This window comes from Chryseobacterium sp. 2TAF14, assembly GCF_052115105.1.
Classification (GTDB): Bacteria; Bacteroidota; Bacteroidia; order Flavobacteriales; family Weeksellaceae; genus Chryseobacterium.
In genome coordinates this window covers 39,790-64,994 of sequence record NZ_JBFRGA010000002.1, presented here as the reverse complement: position 1 = coordinate 64,994, position 25,205 = coordinate 39,790, and the positions used below count along the sequence as shown (strand labels likewise).

Sequence of the window (25,205 nt, the reverse complement as noted above, 5' to 3'; positions counted from 1 at the left end):
TGCTAGAAAAGCAGGAGGTCTTAATCCAGCTGTAATTATTCCTATTCTGTTGGTAATAGGTATTTGTATTTATTTATTCGTTCTTGGTAGTCCGGGAAACTTTAAAGATGCAGAAAAATTAGGTTCTGGATCAGTTGCTTTTTCAAGTGTTGAAGGGAAAGACATTCACCCAGATTCATTTTTAGGTATTATCTACAAAGGAGGGGTTATTGTACCGATCTTGATTACTTTCATGATCACGGTAATTGTTTTCTCTTTCGAAAGATATTTCATCCTTAACAAAGCTTCTGGAAAAGGAAACTTGGATAACTTCGTAGTAAAAGTAAGAAGTTTGCTAAACCAAAATAAAGTAGACGAAGCTTTAGAAGAGTGCGACAGACAAGAAGGTTCTGTTGGTAACGTCGTAAAAGAAGGTCTTACTACTTACAAAGCTTTAGCTCATGATACTACTCTTAATAAAGAGCAGAAAATGATTGCTCTAAACAAAGCGATCGAAGAGGCTACAACTCTTGAGATGCCAATGTTGGAGAAAAACATGATGATTCTTTCTACTTTAGGTACAGTGGCTACCCTAATTGCACTATTAGGTACAGTAATCGGGATGATTAAAGCATTCTTTGCTTTAGGTTCTGGTGGTGGTACTCCTGATGCTGCTGCACTTTCTACAGGTATCTCTGAAGCCTTGATCAACACTGCTTTAGGTATTGGTACTTCTGCAATTGCAATTATGCTTTACAACTTCTTTACTTCTAAAATTGACGGATTAACTTATAAGATCGACGAGATCGCTATGAGCATCCAGCAGTCTTTCGCAGAATTCAACTAAGAATTTTGTAGCAAGATATTTGCATTATTAGAAAGAAGTTTAATATTAAAAAATAATAAAATAATGGCGAGAGTCAAACCAAAAAGACACGGAGTAATTACGGATATGACGGCAATGTGTGACGTTGCTTTCCTACTACTTACGTTCTTTATCTTGACCACTCAGTTTAAAAAACCTGATGTGGAGCAGATTAAACCGCCATCTTCAATATCAGAAAAATTACTCCCTGATGCAAGTTTAATGACTATTAATGCAACACCGGACGGAAAATTCTATTTTCAGCCGGTAGATAACGCATCGGAAAGAGTAGATCTTCTAAAAAAAATGGGTGAGAAGTATAATCTTCCTGCTTTTTCTCAAAACGAAATCGCAGCATTCCAGAGAGTTCAGGCAGTTGGTGTTCCTATGGCACAACTAAAGAGCTTCCTTAACCTGTCAGAAGATGAGCGAAAGAATTATAAGAGTCCTACAGGGATTCCTATGGATAGTACTAATGGACAATTAGTTGACTGGGTAGAACAAAGTTTAAGCGTTAATCCTGATTACAAACTTGCAATCAAAGGAGACGTTACGACTAAATATCCTAAAGTTAAAAGTTTATTTGAGGGTTTAAGAGATATTGATTTTCTTAAATTTTGGTTGATTACGTCACAAGAAGGTAACCCTAACGAATAATATCGATAGAAATGGCAGAAGTACAAGTACAAGAAAAAGGCGCCAAAGGCGGCAAGGTACGTTCCAAGAAACAGAGTACCAGAGTTGATATGACTCCGATGGTGGACTTGGGTTTTCTATTGATTACCTTCTTTATGTTCACAACCACATTCTCTAAACCGAATGTTATGGATTTGGGGCTTCCGGCAAAACCAAAAAAAGATGCGCCAAAACCACCCCCGACAGAAATTAAACTTTCAAATTCAATTTCTCTTTTATTAGGAAAAGACAACAGAATATTTTGGCATCAGCAGGATAATACTTCTTTGACTGACCAAAATCTGAACGAAACTAACTTTGACAGAGAAGGAATCAGAAAAATAATTGAGCAAGCAAAAGCCAATGCGGCAGATAAAACTAAATTTACAGTTATTATCAAACCGACTGACGATGCAGTGTATAAGAACTTTGTAGACATTCTTGATGAAATGGCTATTACCAAAAGTGAGCAGTACGGTGTTACCGATCTTAAACCTTGGGAAAAAGCAATTTACGACAAGAAGGTAGGAAATCCGGCTAATGCTGCTCCTGCAACAAAGTAATTGAACCATTAAAATTGAATTACAATGGCAGATGAAAATATTTACAGTCAAAATCTTACTTTAGACGAGATTGTATTTGAAAATAGAAATAAAGAATATGGTGCTTACGATCTTAGACATCAGTATCCTAGATTACTGACAAAGTCTTTCATCATCGGGACTTCTCTATTCTTAGTGGCTGCTTTATCTCCGTTTATCTATCTTACAATTAAAAACATGAATGCTCCTGAAAAGCAGGAAGTTCAGTTAGATTTAAAAGATGTATTGCAGGAAGATAAAATCATTGAAGAACCTAAAGAAGAAGAACCACCTCCACCACCACCTCCACCAAAAGAAGAGGAAAAAATTGAGATTATCCAAAACGTAGTGCCGGAACCGGTGAAAGCTCCGAAAATTGAGACTCCACCACCTCCAATTTCTAAGCAATTAGAGACAACTACAGGTTTGAATAATCAGGAAGGTGTAAAAGCTCCTGCTTACACACCACCACCACCGCCGCCATCTACAGGAACAAGAACTTCAACTGCTGAGGTTAAGCCGCAAGTGAGTGAAACTCAGGTTTATAGCGAGGTGGAGCAAACTGCAGAATTCCCGGGAGGAATTAATGCTTTCAGAAATAAAGTATCAAGTAACTTTGACGGTTCAGCTATGAATGGTGATGAGGGTACAGTAAAGACAGAAATTACTTTTGTTGTTGAAAGAGATGGGTCTATTACTGATGTAAAAGCTAACGGTAAAAATGCTGATTTCAATTCAGAAGCTGTTAGAACAATTAAGTCTATTAAAAATAAATGGACTCCTGCAAAAATCAATGGACAATCTGTACGTTATCGTTTCAGACTACCTTTAACAATGAATTTTGAGGGTTAATTTATTTTAAATAATAATTAAAAAAGAGAAGCTTATGCTTCTCTTTTTATTTTTTTTAATATTTTTGTTGTATGATGTTCAATTGGTTATCCTTAGTGACAGGATTATTCTATATTATTCTCGGAATTGTAATTATAGTTTACAAATTCTTTTTTACTGTTTTGGAACCTACCGTTGCTTATCCATTGGGTGGGCTTGTTATGCTTTATGGTTTTTTTAGAATATGGAGAGCAGTTTCAAAAATTAAAAATAAAGGAGATAATGAATAAGCTGAAGCCAATATTCCTGTTGATTTTATTTTTAATATCAGCTGTAAACTGTTCCCAGAAAGAAGAAAAATCACCTTCTTATCATAAAGGTGAAATGACAATCCTTACTGACGAGTCATTTAAAAGTGTAACAGAAGCTTTGGCAGAAGGTTATATGATAAGTTATCCTGACACAAAGATTAAAGTTGTTACAAAAAAAGAAGATTTAGGATACATTGATTTGCTTAATGACAAAGCTAGAATTGCTGTAATGTCTAAAGAATTGTCTCCTGATGAAATTAAACTTTACGAAAAACAAGTTGATTTAAAATATTTACCTGCCAAATTTGCAGCCGATGCTGTTGTGTTTTTTGTTCCGAAAAACTCTTCAAAAACACATATTACAATGGAGGAAATAGCAGCAGGGTTACAATCAGATGATAAAAATTTTGTTTTTGACGGAACCAATTCCAGTAATCTGAATTTCGTAGCACAAAAACTTAATAAACAACCAAGAGATCTTAAGTTTTCTATAATTCCGGGCAGTGTAAATGTAATCGAAGAATTAAATAAATTTCCCGATAAAATAGGCGTCATCGGTCTTAATACAATAAGCCGTCCTTATGATAAAAATATAGAGAAGTTAAGAGAAACGATCAAAATTCTTCCTGTCACTACAAAGGGTGTATCATATTATCCAGATACTGAACAACTGAGAGAAATGAAATATCCTTTTACAAGAATTCTTTATTTCTTAACAAATGAGGGAAATTTTAACATTGCAAATGGTTTCATTCGGTATTCGTGTACACAACTTGGACAAATGATTGTCGAAAAAGAGGGGCTTCAACCATATAACATCTACAGACGCGAAGTGCAGATGCGTTAAAAAATATTAAAAAATATACAGTTTCAAACCGATTTAATTATATTGGTCTGAAAATTGTGTATTTCTAAGTCGGTTTTTTAGAATACAGATTAAAAATAATAATGAAAGATATAATGATTATGAATGTAAAGAAGATTGCTTTAGGGGCATCAGTGGTATTTTTTACCAACTTTGCTTTTGCTCAGACATTGCAAGATGGTATAAACAGTATTGATAGTGATAAGTATGCTGCGGCAAAAGCTAATTTCACTTCCATGATTGCGAAAGAGCCTACAACAGAAAATTATTTTTACCTAGGAAATACTTTTCTAAGACAGGCAGAACCTGATTTCGCTGCGGCTACTGACAGTTTTAATAAAGGGGTGGCTGCAGATAAAAAAGCTTATTTAAGTAAAATTGGTTTAGCTACAGTAAAATTAGGAAAAGGAGATAAAAGCGGTATCGCAGAAATTCAGGAGATAGTTTCAGATTCTAGAGAGAAGGATGCAGAAGTTCTATTCAGAGCTGCAGAAGCATTAACGATGTTTGAAAAAACAAATTCTCCGGATCTTGCAATTCAGTATCTTAATAAAGCGATTGAAAGAGCTAAAAAAGATGTACCTGCATATTATTACTACACATTGGGTGATGCTTACAGGTTAAAAAGAGTTCCTGGCGATGCAATGACAGCTTACGATAAAGCTTTGCCTTTAGCAAAAAATAAAGCTTCTGTTCATACCAGAATCGGAACTTTATGGATGGCAGCACAGCAATGGCAGCAAGCTAAAACAAGCTTAGATAAGGCAGTTGCAACAGACCCAACTTATGCACCGGCTTACAAGGCTTTGGCTGCTTATGATATCAAATATCAGGAAAATGCAAAAGCAACTCAGGATTTGATCAATTATACAAAATATGCTGATGAAGATCCTTATACACAATTAGAGATTGCAAAATTGTATTTCACTAATGAGGATTATGCAAATTCAAAAGCTATTTTAGATAAAATATTTGATAAGATTGATGATCCTATCAAATTTAAGCTAAGATCTTATGTAAATTATGCAGATGGTCAGTATGCTGAAGCAAAACAAAATATGGATTTATTTGTTTCTAAAGCAGAAAAATCAAGAGTTCAGCCTGCAGATCAGGGATTGATGGGATTAATTGCTGCCGGTTTAGCTAAAACTGAAACAGATGCTGCTAAAAAAGCTGCATTACAAGCTGAAGCTCAGCAAAAAGTTGCTATCGCAAAGGCGGCTAAAGACCAGACTATGAAATGGGATCTTGAAATGATTAAGATCAACGGCGGAGGAGCGACTCAGGCAAGCATTAATGCAGGACCAACTTCTCCTGAAGTAGAAGCTGCAAGAAAAGAGGTAGCTGCAAATCCTGAAAGTTCAGACGCATTGTATAAACTTGCAAACGCTTATCAGGAAGTGAAAAACTGGGACGGAGCAATTTTAGCTTGGCAAAAAATGAGCAGTTTATTGCCAGATTGGGCGCCTGCTTACTACAGTCAGGGATATGCTTACCAACAAAAAGGAAATAACGACACTGCAAAAATCTCTTATGAGAAATTTATTTCAACAGTAAAACCTGCAGATAGAGAAGCTAACAAGCAAACTCTTGCTTATGCATATTTTGCGGTAGCATTTATGGAGAAAGATAAAGATGTGGCTAAAGCTAAAGATTATGTTGCAAAATCTTTACAATTAGATCCTACTTATCAGGATGCTATCAATTTGAATGCAGAAATCAATAAGTAATTTAAAATTTAAATTATTCATATCAATACTTCCCATTCTTAATGTTTGGGAAGTTTTTGTTTAAACCCTATCTTTGAATAAACACAATCGGAACATTAGAAGAGATTATATATTTAAATTATTATCTAAATTATGAAAACAGATATACTTGCTTTTGGGGCTCATCCGGATGATGTGGAATTAGGATGCGGCGGAACAATTGCTAAATTAATTTCAGAAGGAAAAACCTGTGTTATTGTTGATTTAACGAAAGGTGAGCTTGGAACAAGAGGAACTGAGCAGACAAGAAAAGAAGAAGCGGCTGAAGCGGCTAAGATTTTGGGAGTTGCTGCAAGAGAAAACTTAGGTTTGAAAGACGGCTTTCTTGTCAATTCTGAAGAATATCAGATGGAGATCGTAAAAATCATCCGCAAATACAGGCCAGAAATCGTTTTAGCCAATGCAATTGATGACAGACATCCGGATCATGCAAAAGCAGCGAAATTAGTATCGGATGCGTGCTTTTTAGCAGGCTTGAGAAAAATTGAAACCGTATTGGAGGGTGAGATTCAGGAAGTATGGAGACCAAAGCAGGTTTTTCATTATATCCAATGGAAAAATATTCAGCCCGAATTTGTAATTGATATTTCTGAGCATCTTGACAAAAAGCTTGAAGCTTGTATGGCTTTTAAAACTCAGTTTTATGATCCCACTTCAAAAGAACCTGAAACGCCGATTACCTCAAAAGATTTTTATGAAAGTCTGACGTATCGAGCTCAGGATTTGGGTAGACTTTCGGGAGTGGCTTATGCTGAGGGATTTACGTCTGAGAAGTTAATTGCTTTGAAAAATTTTGACGGAATTGTTTGGTAATTAAAAATTCTTTCCTATATTTGCACCACCAAAAACGGTGATTGTAGCTCAGTTGGTTAGAGCGTCGGATTGTGGTTCCGAAGGTCGGGGGTTCGAGACCCCTCATTCACCCACAGTAAACACATTTTCTTTTTAGAGAATGTGTTTTTTTATTTAATGAAACGAATTGATTTCCATAAATAAAAGGAATGTGAGAGCATAAAAAAAGCATCCTTTCTCAAGATGCTTGTGTTTTTTAGATATCTTTAGATTTAAACTTCGTCATCAGAATCGATAGTGTACGTTCTGCTTTTGAAATCTTTATCATGCTTTTCTGAAATAACATCTTCACCTTTTTCGTTAATGATGAAATCTGTAGACTCATTAAACATCTCCTGAAAACTCTTAAAATCTTCTTTGTAAAGATAAATTTTATGCTTCTCGAATGTAGCTTCTCCATTCTCTCCGAAATTCTTTTTGCTTTCGGTAATCGTAAGATAATAATCTCCTGCTTTAGTCTCGCGCACATCAAAGAAATAAGTTCTTCTCCCCGCTTTTAACACCTTAGTGAAAATTTCATTTTCATGGCGTTCCTTGTATTCACTCATTATTAGATATTTTTTAAATCTTGTTAAGAACAAATATAAAATATTTCTGCCAACCACAAAATTTTTTTTATGATTTTTTTAACAATTCAAAATGTTTTGACTATGCCGTTGCAGAATTGGTAATTTCGCTAAGATTAAGAATTTTGTCTGCTCTTTGTGCACTAGACTCTCTATGCGTGATGATTATGGAGGTTGCGTTATTGATTTTGGTATCAATATTTTCAAGGATATTCTGTTCGGTTTCTGTATCTAATGCAGATAATGAATCGTCGAAAATAATGATATTTGGATCTTTAATTAATGCCCTTGCAATGCAGATTCTTTGTTTCTGACCTCCCGAAAGCATCACTCCGCGCTCTCCAACCATTGTTTTGTATTGTTCTTTAAACTCAACAATGTTTTTGTGAACATCAGCAATTTTAGAATATTCAACTACTTTTTCATGGGTAGGATTGTCGATTGAAAACCCTATATTATTCTCAATAGAATCTGAAAAAAGATAGCTTTCCTGTGGAATATATCCAATGAAACTTCTGTAATTTTCCAGATTATGATCTTTTAAATTTTTACCGTCAATCAGAATTTCGCCTTCAGTGGGATCAATTAATCTGCATAGAAGTAAAGCAATGGTAGATTTTCCGCTGCCGGTTTTTCCCATAATGGCTAAAGATTTTCCGGCTTCTATTTTAAAACTTAAGTTATCTAAAGCTTTAATTCCTGTATTGGGATAAACGTAAGACACATTTTTAAATTCAATATCACCTTTAATCGGATAATTTTCAAAATTTTTGTTGTAAATCTCAGACTGTTTTTCCAAAAACTCATTAATTCGCTGCATAGAAGCTTCTGCTCTCTGATTGATTGAAGTTACCCAACCTACCATTGAAAACGGCCAGATCAAAATATTAATGTACATAAAGAAATCGGCTATTTTACCTACAGTAAGTTCGCCTGCAATATATTTTTGCCCGCCAATTAGAATCACCGCCACATTCAATAAGCCAATTACAAATAAAATAATGGTAAAGAAATATGCTTCAGTTTTCGCTAAATCTAAAGCTTTATCCTGGTAATCGCTAACTTTAATGCCATAATTTTTTTGGATATATTTTTCCTTTGCAAAGTATTTTACAACCCGTATTCCGGAAAAGCTATCCTGTACAAAAGTGGAAATTGCAGACTGGCTTTTCTGCATCACTTTAGATTTTTTATTGATAATCGAGCTTACTTTAAATATGATATAAGACAAAACCGGAAGCGGCAACAACGTCCAAACCGTCATTGAAACATCCGTTTTAATCATATAAAAACTGGTGATCAATAATAAAACGAGAAGATTTACAACGTACATTACACCGGGTCCCAAATACATTCTTACCGCAACAATGTCTTCACTCAACCTGTTCATCAAGTCCCCGATTGTTGTCTGTTTATAATCTGTAAGTGATAAATCCTGATAATGTCTGTAGATTTTATTTTTCAGCTCATATTCAATCCTTCTTGAAGCAACAATAATGGTTTGTCGCATCATAAAAGTGAAAAATCCGGTAAGAAGTGAGCAGCCAACAATAATGGCAACATAAATTAAAACTTGCTTGTTGAAGCCCAGATTTCCATGTTTTGTAAGCTCGTCAACCGATTTTCCGACAAACTGTACTTTATAGATGTTAAAAAAATTACTGGCGATGATGAAGAGTAACCCCCAAAACAATAATATTTTGTGCTTCCAAAAATAAGGGTTCAGAGTTTTCAGTGCTTTCATAAAGTTTCACAAAATTACAAAAATTGATGCAGACTGAGAATTTCATAAATTTTAAATTTTGTATCTTTGCCGCCATAAAAAGCTCTTTGAATGTTAGGAAGAAGACAAATCCGTGAAAAAGTAGTAGAATCGGTGTATTCGTACTACCAAAATCCGATAAAATTTGATGTGTTAGAAAAAAATATGTTTTCGGGAATAGAGAAAATCTATAATCTCTATATTTTTCAGTTGAATTTTTTGGTAGGTCTTAAAGATCTTGCAGAAAACCAAATGGAAATTGGTAAGAACAAGTATTTTAAAACTGATTCAGATGTCAATCCCAATCAAAAATTTATCAATAATCAGGTTTTAAAAAAGCTTGAAGAAAACCCTGAAAGATTATTTTTTTCTGGTCAGCATAAAGATTTGAAATGGGACTTGCACGATGATATGCTGGTGAAAACTTTTCAGCGTATGACTGCCGGAAAACGTTATCAGGATTTTATGAAGGAAGATGGTTATTCTTTTGAAGACGATCAGAAATTTATCGGAAAATTATTTTTAAGATATGTTGCCGAAAATGATGATTTCCATGATTACATCAGCGACAGAGAGCTTACTTGGGCAGATGATATTCATATTGCCAACTCGATGGTTCAGAAAACGATCGGTTTTATGAAAGAAGATGAAGAGAGCCGTACTTTAATTAAAATGATTAAAGATGAGGAAGACAAAACTTTCGCAAGCAAACTTCTTAGAGATACATTAAATAACTGGGAAGCCAACGAGAAAAAACTTTCTGAGCGCCTTGAAAACTGGGATCTGGAAAGAGTGGCATTGATGGATAAAGTTATTTTAACGACAGCCATTTCAGAACTGGACAATTTTGCCTTTACCCCTTCAAGAGTTATTATTAATGAATATATCGAGATTGCAAAAGTATTTGCTACAGATCGTTCAAATATATTCATCAACGGTATTTTAGATAAATATTGTAAAGATTTAAATAGAATATAAATTAAAATTAATTTAATATGAAAAAGACATTATCAATTATTGCTTTGTCTGTAATCGGATTAGGATTGGTTTCTTGTAAAAAAGAAGAAAATAAAGAAGTGCAAAATGCAGAAGTAATCGGAGTAGATACTACGAATGCGCCTGTTACAGATTCTACAACCACACCTGTAACTCCTACAGTTGCCGGAACTGAAGCTGCAGCTCCTGTAAAATCTAACCAGCCTACCACAACAATCGCATTGTCTGAAAGCAATTTCGATTTTGGAAATATTAAAAAAGGAGCAAAAGTAAATCATGTTTACGAAGTAACCAACACCGGTACAAACCCATTAATCATCTCTGAAGTAAAGCCTGGATGCGGATGTACTGCTCCTGATTTTACAAAAGAACCGATTATGCCTGGTAAAAAAGGGAAAATTACTTTAAGTTTTGATTCTGCAAACTTTGACGGCGCTGTACAAAAATATGCTGATGTTTTTGCTAACGTAGAAAATGCTCCTGTAAAGTTGACATTCAATGCCAATATTCAACCTTAATACTAAGAATATGTTAACATTGTTTTTACAAGCACCTGCACAGGGAAATTCTACCACCATGCTGATGATGATGGGAGTAATGGTTATCGGATTTTATTTTCTGATGATCAGACCTCAGATGAAAAAGCAGAAGCAGGAGAAAAAATTTCAGGAAGAGTTGAAAGTGGGAACCAGAGTAGTACTTACTTCTGGTCTTCACGGGAGAATTGCTCAGATTCAGGAAGACGGAGTAGTGATTGAAACGCTTTCCGGAAAACTGAAATTTGAAAAAGCGGCTATTTCAAGAGAGTTTACTGAAACCCGTTTCGGTGAAAAAGCGACGAAAACTGCTGATAAAAAAGAAGTGATCGATACTGAAAAGAAATAATTTAGTTTTAAATAATATTGCAAATCGGCGCGGTGACCTTTGGTCACCGCGCCGATTTTTTTATAATGATATAACACAGCAAAGCAGAGTGAAGAATCTAACTTAATAATCTTAACCACTTAACTAAAACTTAATGGATAAAGTTTTAAAAGACTTCTCCTTCGTCGAAATGACAAACCATTTAGTCATTGTGTTTATTTGTGAAAATATTAGTGGAATTTGTGTTTAAAATTTAAAATAAAATAACTTTGCCCAATGAATCAAAACAAAACCGTTCTCATTCTCGGAGCAAATTCTGATGTCGCCAAACAGTGTATTTTACAGTATATTGAAAAAGGTTTTGTCATTATTGCTGCTTCAAGAAACACCCATTCTTTAGAAAATTTTGTTCAGCAAAATAATCTCAATTCAAAAGTTTCGGTTTTATCTTTTGATGCTACAGATTTTGATTCGCACCAAAAGTTTTATGATGAGCTTCCAACAAAACCTCATCTTGTAGTTTACGCAGCCGGATTTTTAGTTGATAATGAAAAAGCATTAAGCGATTTCAAAGGAACTCAACGAATGATGACGGTTAATTATATGGGCGCAGTTTCTATTCTAAACATTATTGCAATGGATAAAAGCAATAAAAATTTAGAAAGAATCATCGGATTGTCCTCTCTTTCCGGAGTGAGAGGAAGAAAAAGTAATTTCGTTTACGGAAGCACAAAAGCCGCTTTTACAACTTATTTGGCAGGATTGAGACAGGAATTATTTCAGAGAAATATTACGGTTAATGTTTTGGTAAGCGGATATATCAATACAAAAATCAATGCAGGTTTAGATCTCAATAAAAGTCTTCTCATGGAACCTGATTATGTTGCAAAACATATCGTAAATGCAGGAAATTCTTTTACGATTGTGCCAAACTTTAAATGGAAAATGATTTATTTTATTTTAAAAATTTTGCCTGAGAATTTGGTGGCGAAGCTGCCGTGATTAAAACTGTCTTTCTTTGCTAAGTGAAACGCCTTTGCGAACGAAAAATATTTTCAAACATTTTAAAAAAACTTTGCAGACTTTGCGTTTATAAATATTAAAGATTCTCCAACAATTCCAACGCCTTCATCATATCAATTCCCTTTCCCAAAACAGGTTTAAACAAATCTCCTTTTTCTTTTATTCGTTCCAGAGCATTTTCAATAGTGAAATCTGTTGGTTTCAATCCTTTTCTTAATTCGCCCCATTCTAAAGGCATTGAAACTGATGCGCCTTCTTTCGGTCTCACGCTGTAAACACTTGCCAAAGTTTGTCCCTGTCGGTTTTGAAGATAATCGAGGTAGATTTTTTTGTCGTCTCTTTTTTGTAAACTTCTTTCCAATGTTGTGATTTTTGGAAGCTTTTCATTCACCTGCTTCATCAGAATATGAGCAAAATCTTTCACCTGATCATAATCGTACGCTCCGCCCATCGGAATATAAATGTGAATTCCCGTACTCCCTGAAGTTTTACAATACCCTTTTACTTTAATCGAGTTTAAAACCTTATTCACCTGTAAAGCGGTTTCGATAACATCATCGAAACTGTTTTTCTTGGAAGGATCAAGATCTAAAACCAAATAATCGGGATGATCCAGATCCGGAAGAGAAGAATTCCACGGATTAAAATCAATACATCCTAAATTATTCAGGTATGCCATTGTTGCTTTATCATTACAAATGACATAATCGATGTATTTATCGGTAGATTCGGAATACACTTTTGTTGTTTTAATCCAGTCCGGAAAAGAATCTCCCGCATCTTTCTGGTAAAAGCCGGATTTGTCGATTCCGTTGGGAAAACGATTCAAAGAAAGCGGACGGTTTTTTAAGTGCGGTAAAATGTATTCTGCTACAGATTGATAATATTCTACAATCTCGCCTTTGCTGATTTTATCTTTCGGAAAGTAGATTTTATCCTGATTGGTGAGCTTTATTTTGTGACGGTTCAGGGTAATTTCGGTGTCTTTTTCAAGATCGTTTTCGGTATTTTCGGTGGATTTTTTGGTAGCCATACTTTTAGATTTAGTAGTTTTTTGAGTAATTTTTTTTACTGAATTACTGATCTCATTTGCATCTTTATCTTCCCGGAGCGCCACAAAAACAGGATGGCGGAACATTCCGTCTTTGGTAATTTCAGAATATTTTATTTCGCAGACCAGTTCAGGTTTCGTCCATGTTACCGGCATATTTGTTTTAGGAATGGTTTCGAAGGGCGATGTTTTTATGACTAGTTTTTTCAGCCTTTGATGAAGCAGATTTAATAATTCGTTATTAAAACCGGTTCCCGTATGTCCTGAATATGTCAATTTTCCATTGATATATTTTCCCAAGATCAAAGCGCCAAAACCTTTTCTGGAACCTTTTGGCTCTGTAAAACCGCAAATAATGGCTTCTTCGGTATTCGTAAATTTTATTTTCAGCCAATCGGTAGTTCTGCTGTTTTCGGTATAAATGCTGTCTGATTTTTTGGCGATCATTCCTTCCAATTTCATTTTTTTCATCTGGTTAAAAAAGGAAATTCCTTTTTCGGGAACGTGATCACAGAACTTGATCAGATCGGTTTCAACTAAAGCATCTTTTAAAAGTTCTTTTCTTTGAATTAACGGCAGTTCTTCAGTAGAATGGCCATTCAGCCAAAGCAAATCAAAAACCTGATACGTTAAAGCCAGATTCGGGTTGTCGCCAATTTGCTGCAACAATTGGAAATTGGGTTTCCCGTTTTCGTCATAAGCAACAATTTCGCCGTCAAGAATCATTTTGTGTTTCTGCTGACTAAAATCTTCGGCGATGGTATCAAATTTAGACAAAAAAGAAATCCCGTTTCGGGAATAGAAAAGCGGTTGTTTTTTGCTGAGATCTGCTACAGCACGATAACCGTCCCATTTTATTTCAAAAATCCAGTCTTCGTTATCAAAAGCTTCTTCGGAAGATTTTGCGAGCATCGGTTTAATGAATTTTTCGAGTTTTTTTTCGTCAACTAAAGAGTTGAATCGTTGAAATTTAGGTTTTGTTTCAGAAGTTATGACTTCTTTTTGCTGCTTTTTAGGCTTTTTTTTTTCTCTAAAAATTTGGTAACCTGAGAATTTTTGGCAGTATTTTCTTCGGCATCATATTTTTCTTCCGCAAATTTATCTTTATGTTTAATCAAAAGCCAGGCGTTATTTTCGGCATTTTTCATTTTTACCAAAGCAAATTCACCTTTCAGCTTTTTGCCATGAAGAATAAACTTCAGCGAACCAGCTTTCAATTCTTTCAACAGTTCTTTTTCGTCAGAAAGTTTGCTGGTTTCATCTAAAGGCTCATAAGTTCCGCTGTCCCATACTTCGACTTGTCCGGCTCCGTAATTTCCTTCAGGAATATTTCCTTCAAAATCTTTATAATCATAAGGATGATCTTCCACCATCATCGCCAAACGTTTATCTTCCGGATTTAAAGACGGCCCTTTCGGAACGGCCCAGCTTTTCAGAACGCCTTCCATTTCCAAACGGAAATCATAATGCAGTCTTGATGCAGCATGACGCTGAATCACAAAAATAAGCTTGTCTTCACTTTTTTTTGTTTTTCCTTTCGGTTCGGTGGTTTCATCGAACTTTCTTTTATTATTGTAATCTTTAAGTGGCATAATCAGGAAGCGCTTTTAGATTTTGGAGTTTGTAAACTGGCTTTCAGCTGAGCCATCAGATCAATCACCTTACCTTCTTTTGCTGGTGCAGCTTTTTTGGTTTTTACGCTCTTGCCTTTTGCTTTTTTCTTAATGATTTTCAGCAAAGATTCAGAGTACGTATCTTTATACATTTCGGGGTCGAATTCCTGGGAAAGTTGCTCTATTAAACTTACTGCCATTTTCAGTTCGGCTGGTTTCGGAGCTTTTTTAGCGGGAATTTTGAGGTCTTTATAATCCCTGATTTCTTGGGCAAATCGCAATCTGTTTAGAACTAAAACATCGTCATTATAAGGACGGATTAATCCAATTGCTTCACTGTCGCGAAGTACAAATGTTCCTACACCGACCATTTTAGTTTTAGCTAAAGCGTTTAACAATAACCGATATGCGCTTTCACCATTTTTCTGTGGCTCCAGATAATAAGGATTTTCAAAATATACTGAATCTACATCAACTTCTTTTACAAACTGATCGATTGAAAGTATCTTCGATTTTTCAGGACTTGCGGCTTCGTAATCTTCTTCTTCGAGAATGACGTATTTATCATCCATCAAATAGCCCTTTACAATATTTGCCCATTTTACTTCTTTGCCTGTTTTTTCGTTAACTCTTTTGAATTTGATATTTGAGTAATCAGATTTATCAAGCATATCCAAATCCAGTTTGCTGGTTTCGGTTGCCGAATAAATTTTTACAGGGATATTGACCAAGCCAAAGCCAATGGCGCCGTTCCAAATTGCTTTCATTGTACTTTATTTTATGTTAAATCTACAATGATTGTGCCGAGGAAAAGTTATTTTGAGTTTGTGTATTTGTTTAAGGTATTTAATAATGTGTTGTATAATGGATTTCTATTCATAATTAATTATTATGAATATATTCAAATTTATCAGTTGTAATATCTCCGATGTCGGCATCCAGATAATATTTTTTAGAAATAATAATATATCTGTTCTTTTCATAACAATGTCTAATTACTTCAATTGGAATAATTTCATTATTTTCTAAATTAATATATCCTGGAAAATGATCACATCTGTATCGCCCCTCTGTATCCTGAAAGTTTGTGAAAACATCTTTTAAATCATCTTGGCTAAAAAATATTCCGTTAATTTCTACGGAAATAATTTTGTTGTGTGCTAAAGTATTCTTGAAATCTAATTTTATTATTTGTTTTCCTCCAGAAAAGCAAAGTATGCTAAATGTAATCAAAGCTCCTGCAATATAAAAATTCTTCGAAATTTTTTCTGAAACTTCACGCTGCAAATTGGATGGATAATGAAGCATCTTTTTTGATAAAACTATAAGGAAAAATACAATTCCAATTATTGCACAAATAAATCCAAAAGCAGAAAGTATTGAAATGAATGTTTTCATAATAAAAAAGCGGAGAAAAAATTCCCCGCTCCTAATTTATGCTTTTAAATTTAATTGTAATTCCAGTTCGTCGAGCTGTTCATCAGCAATCGATGAAGGTGCGTCAATCATCACATCACGTCCCGAATTATTTTTAGGGAAAGCGATATAATCTCTGATCACCTCGTTCCCATCAAGAATCGCTACCAAACGGTCAAATCCGAAAGCCAAACCACCGTGAGGCGGCGCTCCGTATTTGAAGGCATTCATCAGGAATCCGAACTGTGCTTCTGCTTCTTCTTTTGAGAATCCTAACAAATCAAACATTTTAGATTGAAGATCTTTGTCGAAAATTCTGATCGAACCTCCACCGATTTCGTTTCCGTTCAATACCATGTCGTATGCGTTGGCTCTTGCTTTTCCGGGATCTGTCTCCAATAAATGGAAATCTTCAGGTTTTGGAGACGTGAAAGGGTGGTGCATCGCGTGGTAACGTCCGCTTTCTTCATCAAATTCCAATAATGGGAAGTCAACAACCCAAAGTGGTGCGAATACATTTCCTTTTCTTAATCCCAAACGGTTTCCAAGCTCCATTCTCAACGCAGAAAGCTGAGTTCTTACTTTGTGCTCGTTTCCGGAAAGAATCAACATTAAATCTCCTTCTTTTGCTCCGAATTTTTCGATGATTTTTGCTAAATCTTCCTCGTTGTAGAATTTATTCACCGAAGAAGTTTTTACACCGTCATTCTGGAATTTAGCCCAGACCATTCCCGAGGCTCCGATTTGTGGTCTTTTTACCCAATCAACCAACTCGTCGATTTGTTTTCTTGTATAATCTGCACATCCTTCAACATTGATTCCGACAACTAATTCCGCTTCATCAAATATTTTAAAATCTTTTCCTTTTACTAAATCATTCAGCTCCACGAATTCCATTCCGAAACGGATGTCCGGTTTATCATTTCCATATTTCTGCATCGCATCTGCGAAAGTCATTCTTGGGAAAGTTCCGAATTCCTGACCTGTAATATCTTTTATTAAAGTTTTAGTCATTCCTTCAAATACATTCATCACGTCTTCCTGTTCTACGAAAGCCATTTCGCAGTCGATTTGTGTAAATTCCGGCTGTCTGTCGGCTCTTAAATCCTCATCACGGAAACATTTTACAATTTGGAAATATTTATCCATTCCGCCAACCATCAACAATTGTTTGAAAGTTTGCGGAGATTGTGGCAATGCATAAAACTGTCCCGGATTCATTCTGCTTGGAACGACGAAGTCTCTTGCTCCTTCCGGCGTAGATTTGATTAAAACAGGAGTTTCAACCTCAATAAATCCTTCGTCTGAAAGATAATTTCTTACTTTCTGTGCCATTTTGTGACGGAAAATCAATTTATCTTTTACAGGATTTCTTCTGATATCAAGGTAACGATATTTCATTCTTAATTCTTCGCCACCATCTGTTATATCTTCAATCTTAAAAGGCGGAAGCTGAGATTCATTAAGAACCGTTAGTTTTTCAACTAAAATTTCAATTTCCCCTGTTGGAATATTTTTATTTTTATCCTTCCTTTCACCTACTTTTCCGGTAACTTGGATAACAAATTCACGATTTAATTTTTTTACTTCTTCAAACAATTCAATGGAAGAAGTTTCTTGGCTAAAATATAGCTGAGTAATTCCGTAACGATCTCGAAGATCTATCCAAATCATAAATCCTTTATCACGAATGGTTTGTACCCATCCTGAAAGTGTAACTTCTTCATTAAGATTTTTTAGAGATAATTCTCCGTTTGTGTGCGATCGAAACATTGTTTTTGATATTAGATATTAGACTTTTAAGTGTCTGATTTTTCGTTTGCAAAGATAAGATTTTTCTGTGTCTTTAAAATAAAAATCTTCCCCATTCTAGGATAAGGGAAGATTTTAAATATTTTTTTAAAATTATTTTTTGATGAATTTAGATTTCAGAATAGTTCCGTCATCATTGTGAGTTTCAAAAATGTAAATTCCGGTTGCAAGTTCTGAAATATCAAAAGAACTGTTGCTGTTTTGGCTTACCTGGATCCTTCTTCCAGCAATATTGTAAACTTTAATTTCTCTGACTGATGCTTTTCCTACAAATATCAAGTTGTTTCCTTTTACTGCAAAAGAAATTTTGTCAGTTTTTTTTGTGTCATTCACAGAAAGATTTCCCGATCCGTAGATAACATTATCAAGCTTTGTAGATGCATGGTTGTTTAATCCTACAAATTTAAACGCAATATATTGCTGAGATGAAGCCGGAACTGTATATGTGAAAGTTTGCGGCGTTGTTGTCTGTAATGTCACTGCTGCTCCAAGTGAGGTGAATGATGCCATATCTGTTGGGCTGGAAACCAAACCTGCTTCAACGGCTCCCATAAATCCTGATTGAGTAAATTTTGATGCTTCAAAACTTAATGTTTTTGTTCCGTCGGGTGCTACAATCTGCGGCGAAATAAGATAATGGGGAACATTTACCTGTGTAAATGCGTAAGCTTGTACAAATTTATTGCTTCCGTCTTCGTTGATCACCATCATGTAATTCTGAAAAGCTGTGGGAACATTCATTGTCCAGTTATTTTGTGGAAAAGACGGAGTGTCTGAAATAAAAGAATCAAAATTTTCATTAATTGAACTTAACTGAGCCGAAGCCAATGATGAAAGCCCAATGAAAGAGGCAAAGAGTAATATTTGTTTCATAAATAAAGATTTTATATTATGATAACAAAATTAATCTTAATTTTTATTTATTCTAAATAAATTGATAAATGTCATAAAATTATTATATAAAAACAAAAAAAACTCCCCGAAGGAAGCTTTTATACTGTATGTTATAAATTTTCTAAAGAAGTGCAGCAGTTTCAGGGTGCTTGTTTTCTAAGGCATAATCTTTAGCAGTTTTGCCGTTACGATCTTTTACATCCTTTTTTGCTCCTTTTTTCAAGAAAAGTTTTACTGTATCTGTATATCCGTATTTTGCAGCATACATTAGCGGAGTAGTGTCGCTGCACGATTTGTTTACATCTACGTTATTGGCAAACAGGTAATTGATTACGTTTACCCTTTCGTATCTTGCGCTTAATGACAAAAGATTGTACTGAACTTCTTTGATGTCGAAACATTTGGTAAGCTCATCTTTCTTGAAAACCTTTTTTACATCTTCTATTTTATCGGTCTGGAAAATTCTCATTTTATCACCAGAAAGCTCTTGTGCAAATAATTGATTACTAAAAACAGCAATTCCAAATAATAAAGTAGTAGTAATTATTTTTTTCATAAATTTTAATTTTATCTAAACAATATACAAAGCTAAATAATTTTTTTGATACATGTTGCTAATTATTAATCCATTTCGTTGCTTTTTCCAAAATTTTGGGCTCGTTATTTTCTTTTCTAAATGTATATTGCTTTATGTAGCTATTTTTATTAATATTTTTTTTCATTAAAATAAAAATACCGAAGCGTAAACTTCGGCATTTTTCAATATTTATAATTAGTAAAAAATTATTTTCCTCCAAAAAGACCACCGAGAATATCTCCTAAACCGCCGCCGTTTTGCTGCTTTTGTTGACTGCCACCTAAAACACTTCCTAAAATGTCGTTCAGAGGATTTCCCGAAGATTGCGATTGATTACCTCCCAAAACACTTCCAAGAATATCATTTAGAGGATTTGACTGTTGCTGTTGAGCCTGAGTTTGCGCACCGCCCAAAATTCCTCCTAAAAGGTCGCCAAGACCTCCCGATCCAACGTTGTTTTGTTGTTTTTCTTTCCCGATATAACCCATAATTAGCGGAGCAAGCATGGCTAAAATGGGACCGATTTTGTCGATAGAAATACCGGTATTTTGAGACAATTGATTTTCTACATTACCTTTTTCACTTCCGAAAATATGAGAAAGTATCGATCCGCCTTCACTTTGTCTCGCTTCAAGCTGTGAAGTATCGTCTAAAATACTTCCGTCGTGATCTTTATCCAATGCATTATTCAGTGCTTCGGCTTCTTTATTGTCCTGAGATTTATTTCGCAGATAAGAAATAACCAATGGAGTTGCCACCGCCAAAAGTGCGATGACTTGGTTCTTACTGATTCCGAATTTGTTTTCAGCCTGTTCTGCAACCTGATTTCCTGTGTTGCCTGTAAGTAAATCAATTAAACTCATAATTTATGTCTTTATATTTAATCAAAGATGATAAAATTATTTGAATTTGAAACGGAATAAATAAGATTATAATTTAATGATCTCTTCTCTATCCTGATAATTTTCTCTGATTTCAATAAATTCTAAAGACTGTTCTCTTAATTTTTCTACATTATCAGTAGTTGTTCTTTTTTCAATGGTAAATTCTAAACATCCCAAATTATTGTGCAGCCAAGGTAGCATATAATAACTTAGCCCTCCTTTGTATGCTTTTTCTTCCTGGAAACTTCTTGTTGCTGGTAATAATGAAGCTATCTTGTAAGATCCTATATAAAATAAAGGAATAAGAATAGTTATAAATTGTAAGCTTTTCAAGTTGTATTTCATACTTAGTGATTTTATTCCAAAGCCAATCATCATGATTATCATGAAATAACTTGGAATAAAAAAAACATAATTATCTGATACCGCATAAAATGTTGCAAAACCAAAAGTGAATGAAAAAGAAATGGCTATAAATGGAAACACATTTCTGTGATTTTTGAAAATTTCGCGTATTCCCAAAGGAATAAAAATCAAAAAGATGTTAAAATTGTAAACTAAAAAAAGAAAAGATTTTAGAAGATCTTTTAGTAATTCTGAAGGTCCTTGCCTGAAAGTGTCTTCTATCCAAGTTCCGGTTCCGGTGATAAAAGTATATTTTACAGGTATCTCAGCCAAATAATTAACGAGGAACATTGCACAAAAAATCAATGTAAATAAAGAAACTGAAATGAAAATGCTTCTTTTAAAATGTTTAAGCTGATAAAGAAGTACACAATAAGCAGGAATCAACATAATATTCTGGATGTGAACCCACATGCTTATTCCTAAAAAAACTCCTGTTAATAGTAAGTTTTTTAATGATGGACTTTTTAAAGATTTTATAGAAAATAGCAGAAAAAAGATTACCCAGATTGCGTTAAATGTATAAACCTCAATAGTAGAGGCACTTCGCCAAAACGTAAAACTCATCCCCAAAACTATACTGCATGTTATTGCGATCCAGTTTTCTATAATAAATTTTTTAATTAAAATGTAGAGTAGAGAAATACTTATAGCGGCAGGAACTACAGACATTAACCGCATAGTCATAACACTATCTATGTTACAAAATTTTGTAAAAAATATGGCAGTATTAAGGTAAAGGAAATGTGATAATGGGGTTACCTGGTTGGTAAATAATTCTTTTTCCACATCCAAAAGAAAGCCTATTCCGTCACCAAAAGAAACTTTTGAGAAGCTCGATAAATAGTAAACACCTAAAAATAAAAAGAAAAGAAGGAAAGGAATAAATTTTTTATTCATCTAATTAATTTTTCAAAATCGGAACATTCGAGCAAGCCTCACCAAACATCAGAGATTTTACAATTGGCTGAATTTTTTCTACCAGCTCTACGTAAGCATTTTCAGGAATTGTCTTATCTGAACAGCCTTTTACCAAAACTCTTTTTCCTTCCATGCCGGAAAAATCATAGCTTGTAATGGCGTCGTGCATTAAAATTATTTCCAGGTTTTCCAGGTTTCCGAAAACGATTTTCTTTGTAACACCGCTCAGTTTGGCCGTAATTAAAAAATAAGCCCAAAGCGGAACGATCGCATCGGCAGAATTGTAGATATAAACGTAGGTATCCTGATATTCTTCAGTATTAATTGCAGTCACTTTTTCACGGAAGTCTTTTTCTTTCAAAATCATTTCCATGAAAAGGAAGTCTTTAAGGTCGATCCCTTTTCTGATCCCTTTTGGAACCAGATCGGTAAGGTCAAAATTAATTAATCCGCTTGCAGCTACTTTATTTTTTATTTCAAATTCTTCTGACATTTTTTTATCATTATCTTTGAAGCAAATTTACTTAATTATAATTTGAAATTTGATGTTTGAAATTTGAGATTAAATGTCGTTTCAATAGACAAAATCATTCATCGCCCATCAATTATCATTTATGAAATATTACATCATCGCAGGTGAAGCTTCCGGAGATTTGCACGGAAGCAATTTAATGAAAGCTTTAAAAGCGAAAGATTCCAACGCAGAATTCAGGTTTTGGGGTGGAGATCTGATGCAGAAACAAGGCGGTACTTTAGTAAAACATTACCGAGATTTAGCTTTCATGGGATTTTTAGAAGTTGCAATGAATCTCAGAACAATTCTGAATAATATTAAAATCTGTAAAGAAGATATCAAAAATAATAAACCTGATGTTTTAATTTTAGTTGATTATCCAGGTTTTAATTTAAGGATTGCAAAATTTGCCAAGGAATTAGGAATTAAGATTGTTTATTATATTTCGCCTCAACTTTGGGCCTGGAAAGAGGGCCGTGTTGAAATCATCAAAAAATATGTTGATGAAATGATGGTGATCTTGCCTTTCGAGGAAGATTTTTATCATAAACATGGCGTAAAATCTCATTTTGTGGGGCATCCTTTGCTGGATGCAATTTCTACACTTCAGGAAATTACTGTTGAAAATTTCAAAGCTGAAAACGGCTTAAACGAAAAAGAAATCATCGCACTTTTACCGGGTTCCAGAAAACAGGAAGTTGAAAAAATGCTTGAAATGATGCTTTCCGTTCGCCCTCATTTTGAAAATTATCAGTTTGTAATTGCGGGTGCGCCAAGTCTGGATAAAGAATTTTACCAAAAATATGTGGATGAAAATGTGCATTTTGTTTCCAATAAAACCTATGATTTGCTGAGATGCTCGAAAGCTGCTTTGGTAACTTCAGGAACTGCGACTTTGGAAACTGCTTTGTTGAATGTTCCGGAAGTGGTTTGCTATCGCGGAAGCAAAATTTCTTATGCAATTGCCAAAAGACTGGTGAAAAATATCAAGTATATTTCTTTGGTAAACCTGATTATGGATCGGGAAGTAGTGAAAGAATTGATTCAAAGTGAGCTGAATACCAAAAATCTTGTGAAAGAACTGAATTTTATTATTGAAGGCGAAAAGAGAATCGAAATGCTCACTGATTTTAAATTACTCAGAGAAAAACTTGGTGGAAAAGGTGCAAGCGAAAATGCAGCGGATGTTATATTAAATCTAAAAAAATAGAAATAATTTAATCTTCGTATTCTGAAATTTTTTAACTTAGTTTGTTCAAACACAGATGATTTTGAACAGGTAGCCTCTTTTGATTCTTGTCACTTCTTTTATCCTTGGAATTTTCTTTCAGGATATATTTTCTTTTGAGCAAAATTTTATTTTCTTCATTATACTGTTTTCTATTCTGATTTCCGGATTGTTTTTCCTGAAAAATCGAATTTTATTCAAAATCAGGAATGTTCTTCTCATCATTTTGTTTTTCGGATTGGGAATTTCTTTTCACTTTTATAATAATTTGAATGAAGAAAAATTTAATTTGAAAACCAATGAGACTATCGTTTTTAAAATTTCAAAAAAATTAAATTCAAACGAAAAGTATAAGAAATATGAGGTTTTAGCTGAGGTTGAAACTCAAAGTTTTGAAACGATTGTTAATATTGAAAAAGACCAGAAAGAATTAGATTTCAATCATTATTATAAAGCGAAAGCTTATGTTGTTCAGTCCAAATCTCCTGAACATGATTTTCAGTTTGATTATTCTAAATATTTAAAGCGGAAAAATATTTTTTATCAATGTTACATCAATGGGGAAATTGTTTCTGCTTCAAGAAATGATTTGAATTTTTCAGAGAAAATCAAGCAAAAACGCCTGGAAACTTTGCAGAAAATTGATGATTCTAAAATGAGTTTCCGCAGCCGTGAATTTTTAAAAGGAATTATTCTTGCCGACCGCACAGAAATAGATTCTGAAACTGTTCAGGATTTCAACCGTTCCGGTCTGGTGCATTTTTTGGCGATTTCGGGAACGCATATTGTCGTGATTTTCGGAATGTTTTATTTCCTGATGATGAGGTTTTCGCCGGTTGGTTTTAAAAAATATGCTGTTATCATCAGTTTATTATTCATATGGATTTTTGCCTTTTTTATCGGATTCGGAAATTCTGTGGTGAGATCGTGCATTATGATTTCGGTGTATTTTATTTATGTTTTGCTCCAAAGAAAACCAGATTTATTGCATTCAATGGCGCTTTCTGCGTTTATTATTTTGATGATCGATACACAGCAGATTTTTGATGTTGGTTTTCAGTTGAGTTTTCTGGCGGTTTTTGGAATTTATTGGCTGAATCAACCTATTTTAAAATATCTTCCGAGACAGAATCATTTTTTCAAGAAACTCATTTACAATACGATTTCTATTTCGATTGCAGCGCAATTGGCAACTTTACCTTTGGTTTTGTATTATTTTCATCAGTTTTCATTGATTTCGATTCTGGCAAATTTTGTAATTGTTCCGTTTTCTGAATTGATTATTATATTTTCTTTTTTGATGACTGTATTGATTGGTTTTAACGTAGATTTTGACAGCATCAGTTTTATTTATGATTTTGTCATTCAGGGTTTATTGAAGATCATTCATTGGTTTGCAGCTTTTGATTCTGTATTTTTCGAAAATATTCCTTTAAATATAGCTGAAGCTTTTGCGCTGCTTACAATTTTTTACCTTCTCAGATTTATGCTTGAGAAATTTAATTTCAGAAATATTTCAAATGTGATTTTGGCAATAGTAATATTTTGTATTGTAAGAATTTCATTTAACCTTTATGAATGTCAAAAAGATGAGTTTTTGGTACATCATTACAAAAAAGAAGTGCTTGTTTCTGTAAAAAAAGGCAACAAGGTAATATTCTGGATGTATTCTTCAGAAAATAAGAATAAAATTAAACAATATATTATCAATCCTTATTTATCGTCTCGAAGAATAAAAGCTGTAGAAATTAAGACTCTTCCGGTTTCGGCTAAACAGGTGAAATTCAAAAACAAAATCTATTATCTTAATTAATAGCAATAATTTAAATTTTTCTTGGTTTCATTATTGGTTTAACTCTTATTTAGAAACATTACAAACTGTCTAATAGTGAGATTTCTCAGTTTCACGTATTGTTAACATTTCATAATTTTGTGGAAATTCAAATTTAAA

At 34.0% G+C, this 25,205-nt stretch carries 25 protein-coding genes and 1 tRNA gene; 14 read left to right on the top strand and 12 right to left on the bottom strand.

The annotated features are described in order from the left end of the window. The 8 genes from AB4Y90_RS00680 to AB4Y90_RS00645 all read left to right on the top strand — a co-directional run. A partial coding sequence (locus AB4Y90_RS00680; RefSeq protein ID WP_441555246.1) for a MotA/TolQ/ExbB proton channel family protein occupies nucleotides 1-826 on the top strand: 826 nt, incomplete at its 5' end. A 63-nt stretch (nucleotides 827-889) separates the two neighbouring features. Then, nucleotides 890-1,501 (top strand): ExbD/TolR family protein, encoded by a 612-nt coding sequence (locus tag AB4Y90_RS00675; RefSeq protein WP_441555245.1) that lies wholly within the window; start codon nucleotides 890-892, stop codon nucleotides 1,499-1,501. Nucleotides 1,502-1,512: 11 nt separating this feature from the next. After that, the gene (locus AB4Y90_RS00670) at nucleotides 1,513-2,082 is read left to right on the top strand and encodes an ExbD/TolR family protein (RefSeq protein ID WP_441555244.1); all 570 of its coding nucleotides are present in this window, start codon (nucleotides 1,513-1,515) and stop codon (nucleotides 2,080-2,082) included. A 24-nt stretch (nucleotides 2,083-2,106) separates the two neighbouring features. Further along, complete coding sequence (locus AB4Y90_RS00665; protein WP_441555243.1) at nucleotides 2,107-2,952, top strand: energy transducer TonB; 846 nt, start codon at nucleotides 2,107-2,109, stop codon at nucleotides 2,950-2,952. 261 nt (nucleotides 2,953-3,213) lie between these two features. Beyond that, complete coding sequence (locus AB4Y90_RS00660) at nucleotides 3,214-4,089, top strand: PstS family phosphate ABC transporter substrate-binding protein (protein WP_441555242.1); 876 nt, start codon at nucleotides 3,214-3,216, stop codon at nucleotides 4,087-4,089. Between the two features lie 101 nt (nucleotides 4,090-4,190). Next, complete coding sequence (locus AB4Y90_RS00655) at nucleotides 4,191-5,837, top strand: tetratricopeptide repeat protein (RefSeq protein WP_441555241.1); 1,647 nt, start codon at nucleotides 4,191-4,193, stop codon at nucleotides 5,835-5,837. A gap of 132 nt (nucleotides 5,838-5,969) precedes the next feature. Continuing rightward, nucleotides 5,970-6,689, top strand: a complete 720-nt coding sequence (gene bshB1 / locus AB4Y90_RS00650) for a bacillithiol biosynthesis deacetylase BshB1 (protein ID WP_441555240.1) — start codon at nucleotides 5,970-5,972, stop codon at nucleotides 6,687-6,689. Between the two features lie 36 nt (nucleotides 6,690-6,725). Beyond that, a tRNA-His gene (locus AB4Y90_RS00645) sits at nucleotides 6,726-6,801 on the top strand. A 139-nt stretch (nucleotides 6,802-6,940) separates the two neighbouring features. On the opposite strand, the gene AB4Y90_RS00640 is transcribed toward AB4Y90_RS00645, so the two are convergent. Both AB4Y90_RS00640 and AB4Y90_RS00635 read right to left on the bottom strand, forming a co-directional pair. Beyond that, complete coding sequence (locus tag AB4Y90_RS00640) at nucleotides 6,941-7,276, bottom strand: DUF3276 family protein (RefSeq protein ID WP_029295477.1); 336 nt, start codon at nucleotides 7,274-7,276, stop codon at nucleotides 6,941-6,943. Nucleotides 7,277-7,376: 100 nt separating this feature from the next. After that, nucleotides 7,377-9,038 (bottom strand): ABC transporter ATP-binding protein, encoded by a 1,662-nt coding sequence (locus AB4Y90_RS00635; RefSeq protein ID WP_441555239.1) that lies wholly within the window; start codon nucleotides 9,036-9,038, stop codon nucleotides 7,377-7,379. Between the two features lie 90 nt (nucleotides 9,039-9,128). Here AB4Y90_RS00635 and AB4Y90_RS00630 point away from each other — a divergent pair, with 90 nt between their 5' ends. The 4 genes from AB4Y90_RS00630 (at nucleotide 9,129) to AB4Y90_RS00615 (ending at nucleotide 11,918) form a co-directional block, all read left to right on the top strand. Continuing rightward, on the top strand, nucleotides 9,129-10,034 hold the full coding sequence (locus AB4Y90_RS00630; protein ID WP_441555238.1) for a transcription antitermination protein NusB: 906 nt from the start codon (nucleotides 9,129-9,131) through the stop codon (nucleotides 10,032-10,034). A gap of 17 nt (nucleotides 10,035-10,051) precedes the next feature. Then, nucleotides 10,052-10,570 (top strand): DUF1573 domain-containing protein, encoded by a 519-nt coding sequence (locus AB4Y90_RS00625; RefSeq protein ID WP_441555237.1) that lies wholly within the window; start codon nucleotides 10,052-10,054, stop codon nucleotides 10,568-10,570. Nucleotides 10,571-10,580: 10 nt separating this feature from the next. Next, a complete protein-coding gene (gene yajC, locus AB4Y90_RS00620) occupies nucleotides 10,581-10,937 on the top strand; it encodes a preprotein translocase subunit YajC (protein WP_441555236.1) in 357 nt (118 codons plus the stop codon). Between the two features lie 255 nt (nucleotides 10,938-11,192). After that, nucleotides 11,193-11,918: an SDR family NAD(P)-dependent oxidoreductase gene (locus AB4Y90_RS00615; RefSeq protein WP_441555235.1), complete on the top strand. Its 726-nt coding sequence runs from the start codon at nucleotides 11,193-11,195 to the stop codon at nucleotides 11,916-11,918. 97 nt (nucleotides 11,919-12,015) lie between these two features. Here the strand turns inward: AB4Y90_RS00615 and ligD are convergent, their stop codons facing one another. The 10 genes from ligD to AB4Y90_RS00565 all read right to left on the bottom strand — a co-directional run bounded on the left by ligD (nucleotide 12,016) and on the right by AB4Y90_RS00565 (nucleotide 22,005). Continuing rightward, nucleotides 12,016-13,902: a DNA ligase D gene (gene ligD, locus AB4Y90_RS00610; protein ID WP_441555234.1), complete on the bottom strand. Its 1,887-nt coding sequence runs from the start codon at nucleotides 13,900-13,902 to the stop codon at nucleotides 12,016-12,018. Nucleotides 13,903-13,979: 77 nt separating this feature from the next. Continuing rightward, nucleotides 13,980-14,582, bottom strand: a complete 603-nt coding sequence (locus AB4Y90_RS00605; RefSeq protein WP_441555233.1) for a DNA polymerase ligase N-terminal domain-containing protein — start codon at nucleotides 14,580-14,582, stop codon at nucleotides 13,980-13,982. 2 nt (nucleotides 14,583-14,584) lie between these two features. Beyond that, on the bottom strand, nucleotides 14,585-15,370 hold the full coding sequence (gene ku, locus AB4Y90_RS00600) for a non-homologous end joining protein Ku (protein WP_441555232.1): 786 nt from the start codon (nucleotides 15,368-15,370) through the stop codon (nucleotides 14,585-14,587). 115 nt (nucleotides 15,371-15,485) lie between these two features. Continuing rightward, the gene (locus tag AB4Y90_RS00595) at nucleotides 15,486-15,911 is read right to left on the bottom strand and encodes a hypothetical protein (RefSeq protein WP_441555231.1); all 426 of its coding nucleotides are present in this window, start codon (nucleotides 15,909-15,911) and stop codon (nucleotides 15,486-15,488) included. A 126-nt stretch (nucleotides 15,912-16,037) separates the two neighbouring features. Further along, nucleotides 16,038-17,792, bottom strand: coding sequence for an aspartate--tRNA ligase (aspS, locus tag AB4Y90_RS00590; RefSeq protein ID WP_441555230.1), 1,755 nt, complete (start codon nucleotides 17,790-17,792; stop codon nucleotides 16,038-16,040). 132 nt (nucleotides 17,793-17,924) lie between these two features. After that, entirely contained in the window at nucleotides 17,925-18,704 is a 780-nt protein-coding gene (locus AB4Y90_RS00585) for a T9SS type A sorting domain-containing protein (protein ID WP_441555229.1), read from the bottom strand. A 142-nt stretch (nucleotides 18,705-18,846) separates the two neighbouring features. Beyond that, nucleotides 18,847-19,281 (bottom strand): ankyrin repeat domain-containing protein, encoded by a 435-nt coding sequence (locus AB4Y90_RS00580; protein WP_441555228.1) that lies wholly within the window; start codon nucleotides 19,279-19,281, stop codon nucleotides 18,847-18,849. A gap of 227 nt (nucleotides 19,282-19,508) precedes the next feature. Then, the gene (locus AB4Y90_RS00575; protein ID WP_441555227.1) at nucleotides 19,509-20,165 is read right to left on the bottom strand and encodes a DUF937 domain-containing protein; all 657 of its coding nucleotides are present in this window, start codon (nucleotides 20,163-20,165) and stop codon (nucleotides 19,509-19,511) included. 66 nt (nucleotides 20,166-20,231) lie between these two features. Next, on the bottom strand, nucleotides 20,232-21,491 hold the full coding sequence (locus AB4Y90_RS00570; protein WP_441555226.1) for a protein O-mannosyl-transferase family: 1,260 nt from the start codon (nucleotides 21,489-21,491) through the stop codon (nucleotides 20,232-20,234). A gap of 4 nt (nucleotides 21,492-21,495) precedes the next feature. Then, nucleotides 21,496-22,005 (bottom strand): DUF2480 family protein, encoded by a 510-nt coding sequence (locus AB4Y90_RS00565; RefSeq protein ID WP_441555225.1) that lies wholly within the window; start codon nucleotides 22,003-22,005, stop codon nucleotides 21,496-21,498. Between the two features lie 121 nt (nucleotides 22,006-22,126). Between AB4Y90_RS00565 and lpxB the strand changes: the two genes are divergently transcribed. Then, nucleotides 22,127-23,236 (top strand): lipid-A-disaccharide synthase, encoded by a 1,110-nt coding sequence (gene lpxB / locus AB4Y90_RS00560; RefSeq protein ID WP_441555224.1) that lies wholly within the window; start codon nucleotides 22,127-22,129, stop codon nucleotides 23,234-23,236. Between the two features lie 79 nt (nucleotides 23,237-23,315). Beyond that, nucleotides 23,316-25,067: a ComEC/Rec2 family competence protein gene (locus AB4Y90_RS00555; protein ID WP_441555223.1), complete on the top strand. Its 1,752-nt coding sequence runs from the start codon at nucleotides 23,316-23,318 to the stop codon at nucleotides 25,065-25,067. The last annotated feature ends 138 nt before the right edge of the window (nucleotides 25,068-25,205 follow it).